The organism is Gemmatimonadales bacterium, from assembly GCA_035502185.1.
GTDB lineage: Bacteria > Gemmatimonadota > Gemmatimonadetes > Gemmatimonadales > JACORV01 > Fen-1245.
On the sequence record DATJUT010000078.1, the window covers coordinates 1 to 5,444 of the forward strand.

At 70.3% G+C, this 5,444-nt stretch carries 5 protein-coding genes; all 5 read left to right on the forward strand.

The features are described 5' to 3' along the window. A partial coding sequence (locus VMF70_10685; GenBank protein ID HTT68485.1) for an enoyl-CoA hydratase/isomerase family protein occupies positions 1-809 on the forward strand: 809 nt, incomplete at its 5' end. Beyond that, positions 809-2,242, forward strand: a complete 1,434-nt coding sequence (locus tag VMF70_10690; protein HTT68486.1) for an aldehyde dehydrogenase family protein — start codon at positions 809-811, stop codon at positions 2,240-2,242. The genes VMF70_10685 and VMF70_10690, both read left to right, overlap by 1 nt. 115 nt (positions 2,243-2,357) lie before the next feature. After that, positions 2,358-3,569: an acetyl-CoA C-acyltransferase gene (locus VMF70_10695; GenBank protein ID HTT68487.1), complete on the forward strand. Its 1,212-nt coding sequence runs from the start codon at positions 2,358-2,360 to the stop codon at positions 3,567-3,569. A 31-nt stretch (positions 3,570-3,600) separates the two neighbouring features. Next, positions 3,601-4,395: an enoyl-CoA hydratase-related protein gene (locus tag VMF70_10700; protein ID HTT68488.1), complete on the forward strand. Its 795-nt coding sequence runs from the start codon at positions 3,601-3,603 to the stop codon at positions 4,393-4,395. Positions 4,396-4,406: 11 nt separating this feature from the next. Then, positions 4,407-5,444: Phenylacetic acid catabolic protein (locus VMF70_10705; protein HTT68489.1), on the forward strand; the 1,038-nt coding region annotated here is incomplete at its 3' end.

The following is a 5,444-nucleotide window of genomic DNA, read 5'->3' on the forward strand; positions in this document are numbered from 1 at the left end:
CGCAGGACACGAAGACGGCGAAGCGGCTGGTGGACGTCACCAAGCAGGACGGGATCGCCATCGTGGCGCTGAACGACCCGCCGGCCAACACCTACACCTACGAGATGAACCGGCAGCTCGACGAGGCGATTCTCGACGCGCGGATGGACGACGAGGTGTACGTGATCGTCCTGCGCGGCGCCGGCAACAAGTTCTTCTCGGCGGGCGCCAACATCAGCATGCTCAACTCGGTCACGCCGCAGTTCAAGTACTACTTCTGCCTCCACGCCAACGAGATGCTCAACCGGCTGGAGCACACGCCCAAGCTGGTGATCGCGGCGCTGAATGGCCACACCGTGGGCGGCGGGCTCGAGATCGCGATGGCCGCGGACATCCGGATCGCCCGCAAGGAGGCCGGCAAGATCGGCCTGCCCGAGGTCACCCTGGGCGTGCTGCCCGGCACGGGCGGGACGCAGCGCCTGTCGCGGATCGTGGGCAAGAGCCGCGCGATCGAGATGATGGTCACCGGGCAGACGTTCTCGTTCGAGCGGGCGCAGGAGATCGGCCTGGTCAACGAGGTGTGGGACGGCAAGCCGGAGGAGTGGTGGGAGCGGGTGCTGCTGTACGCCAAGCAGTTCTGCCCGCCCAACAAGGCGTCCAAGGCGGTCGGCAACATCAAGCGCGCGGTCTGCTCGGGCCTCGAGGTCCCCTTCGAGAGCGCGCTGGCCATCGAGCGCGAGCTGCAGCAGCTGCTGTTCCAGAGTCAGGACGCGAAGGAAGGCATCGGGGCGTACGTCGAGAAGCGCGTCCCGACCTTCAAGGGGAAGTAGTGCGGACGGACCTCTACATCGGCGGGGCGTTCGCCCCCGCGGCCGGCGGCCGCCGCTTCGCGGTCGAGAACCCGGCCACGGAGGAGACGCTCTGCCAGGTAGCCGAGGCGGGCGCTGACGACGTGGACCGGGCGGTGCGGGCCGCGCGCGCCTGCTTCGAGTCCGACGGATGGCAGAAGCTGGAGCCGCGCCGCCGGGGCCAGATGCTCGCCAAGGCCGCCGACCTGCTGGAGTCGCGCGCCGAGGAGTTCGCCCGGCTCGAGACGCAGCAGAACGGCAAGCCGTTCTTCGAGTCGAAGATCGACGTGGCGATGACGGTCGAGACGCTGCGCTACTACGCGGGCTGGGCCGACAAGATCACCGGCGCCACGCTGCCCTCCGGCGCCGACGCCTTCATCTACACCCTGAAGGAGCCGGTCGGCGTCGTCGGCGCGATCGTGCCCTGGAACTTCCCCCTCAACCTCGCCAGCTGGAAGTTCGCGCCGGCCCTCGCCGCCGGCTGCACCGTGGTCCTCAAGCCCGCCTCGGAGACGCCGCTCACCGCCCTGCTGATGGCCGAGGTGATGGAGGCCGCCGGCTTCCCGGCGGGGGCCTTCAACGTGATCGCGGGCGACGGCAAGACGGCCGGGGCGGCCCTCGTCCGGCATCCCGGCGTGGACAAGATCGCCTTCACGGGCTCGACCGCCGTGGGCCAGGGCATCATGCGCGAGGCCGCCGCGACGCCGAAGCGCGTCTCGCTCGAGCTGGGCGGCAAGTCGCCCAACGTGGTGTTCGCCGACGCCGACGTCGCCGCCGCGGTCCGCGGCGCCCAGAACGCGATCTTCTACGGCAAGGGCGAGGTCTGCGCGGCCGGCTCGCGGCTGGTGGTGGAGCGCTCGGTGCACGACCAGGTCGTCGAGCAGCTGGCCGCGCGGGCGAAGAAGCTGGTGCCCGGCGACCCCTTCGAGAAGACGACCCGCCTGGGCGCGGTGGTCTCCCGGAAGCAGCAGGAGGTCGTCCTCGGCTACATCGAGAAGGGCAAGGCGGAGGGCGCGAGCCTGGTGGCCGGCGGGAAGAGCGCCACCGTGAACGGCAAGGGCTACTACGTCGAGGCGACGGTCTTCGACGCCGTGAAGCCGGAGATGACCATCGCCCGCGAGGAGATCTTCGGCCCCGTGCTCGCGGTGCTCGCGTTCGACGACCTCGAGGAAGGCGTCGCGCTCGCCAACCAGTCCATGTACGGGCTGGCAGCGGGAATCTGGACCAGGGACCTGAGCAAGGCGCACCGGGTCGCCCGGGCGATCCGGGCGGGCACCGTGTGGGTCAACACGTACAACGTGTACGACAGCGCGGCGCCGTTCGGCGGCTACAAGGCGTCCGGGTTCGGCCGCGACCTGGGCCGCGAGGGGCTGGAAGGGTACCTGGAGACCAAGACCGTTTGGGTGGGACTGTGAGCTGGACTGCCGGCTTCGGTCTGCAGACATCGGAACGGTTGCGAGACGCCCGTGAGACTGGTTGCGAGTTGCGAGACGCCAAGTTGCGAGCGGTGACGAGACTGGAGTTGCGAGATTGAGAAAAGACGCCGTCATCGTGGATGCGGTCCGGACGCCGGTCGGGAGGCACGGGGGGGCGCTGGCCTCCGTGCGGCCGGACGACCTGGCGGCGGTTGCGATCCGCGCGCTGGTCGAGCGGACGAAGCTCGATCCGCGCACGATCGACGACGTGGTCCTCGGCTGCGCGAACGGCGCCGGGGAGGACAACCGCAACGTGGCCCGGATGGCGGGGCTGCTCGCCGGACTGCCGGTCGAGGTTCCCGGGCAGACCGTGAACCGGCTGTGCGGCTCCGGCCTCCAGGCCGTGGTGAGTGCAGCCCATGCGATCGGCGCCGGCGAGGGCGAGTGCCTGATCGCCGGCGGCGTCGAGTCGATGACCCGGGCGCCGTACGTGATGCTGAAGGGGGCCGAGCCGTTCTCGCGCACTCCCCCGCCCTTCGCCGACTCGACGCTGGGATGGCGGTTCGTCAACCCCGCGATGCGCAAGGAGTGGACGGTCTCGCTGGGCGAGACGGCCGAGGTGGTGGCGGAGTTGCACCGCGTGAGCCGCGAGGAGCAGGACTGCTTCGCGCTGGAGAGTCAGCGGCGGGCGGCGGCCGCCGCGCGGGAAGGCGCGTTCGACCGCGAGCTGGTGCCGGTGACCGTTCCGGGCGGCGGGCCGGGGGGCGCGGCCCTGGTCGTCCGGAACGACGAGCACCCGCGGCCGGAGACGACGCTCGAATCGCTGGCCAAGCTGAAGCCGGCGTTCCGGCGCGAGGGCGGCACGGTGACGGCGGGCAGCAGCTCCGGGATCAACGACGGGGCCGCCGCCCTGCTGGTGATGGAGCGCGGCGCGGCGCGGGAGCGCGGGTACCGCCCGCTGGCCCGCGTCCTGGCGAGCGCCGTGGTGGGGGTGGACCCGCAGATCATGGGCATCGGTCCGGTGCCGGCGGTCCGCAAGGCAGCCGAGCGTGCGGGACTCGACGTCCGCGACCTCGACCTGGTCGAGCTGAACGAAGCGTTCGCGGCGCAGGCGCTGGCCTGCATCCGCGAGCTTGGGCTCGACCAGGCCAGGGTCAACGTCTACGGCGGCGCGATCGCGCTCGGCCATCCGTTGGGCGCGACCGGTGCCCGGATGCTGACGACGCTGGTGCATGCGATGGGGAGGCGGAACGCGCGCTATGGGCTGGCGACGATGTGCATTGGAGTGGGTCAGGGGATTGCGATGATCGTCGAGCGTGAGACGTGAGCCTCACCTCTCACCGTCGCCGGGGGAGGCCATGACGGCGTACGCGCAGGTGGCAGTCGAGGTCGACGGTCCCGTAGGGACCATCACCCTGAACCGGGCCGACAAGCTCAACGCCTTCACCGTCGAGATGGTGCAGGAGCTGAAGGACGCGCTCGACATGCTGGCGGGCTCCGCCGCGGTGCGGGTCATCGTGCTGACGGGGGCCGGGCGCGCGTTCTGCGCGGGCGCCGACGTCGGGTTGCTGAGGAGCCTGATCGAGCGGTTCGACGAGCCCACCGGCCGCCGGCTGGTGGACGGTATGCGGGGCGTGTCCGCCGTGATGCGCGAGGCGCCGCAGCCGGTGCTGGCGTCGCTCAACGGGGTCGCGGCGGGCGGCGGGGCGAACCTCGCGCTCGGCTGCGACCTCCGGATCGCGGCCGACACCGCGCAGATCGGCCAGGTGTTCATGAAGATCGGGCTGCACCCCGACTGGGGCGGCACGTTCTTCCTGCCGCGCCTGGTGGGGCCTTCGAAGGCGCTGGAGCTGTTGCTGGGCGCCGAGCTGGTGGACGCGGCCGAGTGCCTGCGGCTGGGGCTCGTGAACCGGGTCGTGCCGGCGGAGCGGCTCGCCGCGGCCACCCGTGACTGGGCCCACGCCATCGCGGCGGCGCCGCCGCTGGCCGTGCGCCGGGCGAAGCGGGCGGTGTACCGGAGCGAGCGCGCCTCGCTGGAGGAGATGCTGGACTACGAGCTGGACGCCCAGCTCGCGTGCTTTCAGAGCGCCGACGGCCGCGAGGGCATCGCGGCGTATTTCGAGAAACGGCCTCCCCACTTCACCGGCCGCTGAGGAGACTGGTCATGCTGCGCGTGCACACCTTCGACGAATGGATCGACCTGTTCCGGTCCTGGCAGAGCGACCTCGGCCTCGAGGCCAAGGAGCTGAAGGAGTTCAAGTTCGAGGTGAAGTTCGGCGAGCCCGAGGCGGAGCACATCGAGTTCGGGCACTTCAAGGGCCAACGCAAGTGGCCGACGGTGATGCACATCCCCGACCAGCGGATCCGGGACGCGCTGCAGAACCTCATCGTCTACCAGGGCGACACCGAGTTCGCCTCGGTGGAGCAGCAGCGCGCCCTGCTGGAGAACTCCCCCTCGAGCTACGACCTGCTGTCGATCATGCGGGTAATGGCCGAGGAGATGCGGCACGGCTGGCAGATGAGCTACCTGCTCGTCGCCCACTTCGGCGACGAGGGCAAGCGTGAGGCGCAGAAGCTGCTCGAGCGCCGCGCCGAGGAAGGCAAGCGGCTCCTGGGCTCGTTCAACGAGCGGGTGGACAACTGGCTCGACTTCTTCACCTACACCCAGTTCATCGACCGCGACGGCAAGTTCCAGCTCAAGATGCTCTCGACCTCGGCGTTCCACCCGCTGGCGCGCTCCATGGGCCCGATGCTGAAGGAGGAGAGCTACCACCTGGGCACCGGCAACAACGGCCTGCTGCGCATCATCAAGGCCGGCCGCATCCCGCCGGAGATCATCCAGCGCTTCTTCAACAAGTGGGTGCCGACCGCGTTCGACCTGTTCGGCACCGACAACTCCAGCTCGGCGAACTGGGCCTACGAGTGGGGCCTCAAGGGTCGGTTCGACGAGCGGGAAAACCCGCATCCCGCGGAGCGACAGCACCTGAACGAGGCGTCGCGCGGCCTGTACCGCGACGAGGTCGTGCGGCTGGTGGACCGGATGAACGCCCTCATCCCCGACCGCGAGCGTTGGCTCAAGGTGCCTCAGCTCCAGTTCAACCGCCGGATCGGCGTGTGGGGACACCAGTGCTTCGACGTGGACGGCACCCCGATGAGCGAGGACCGCTACCAGGCGTATCTCGCTTCGGTGACGCCGACCGTC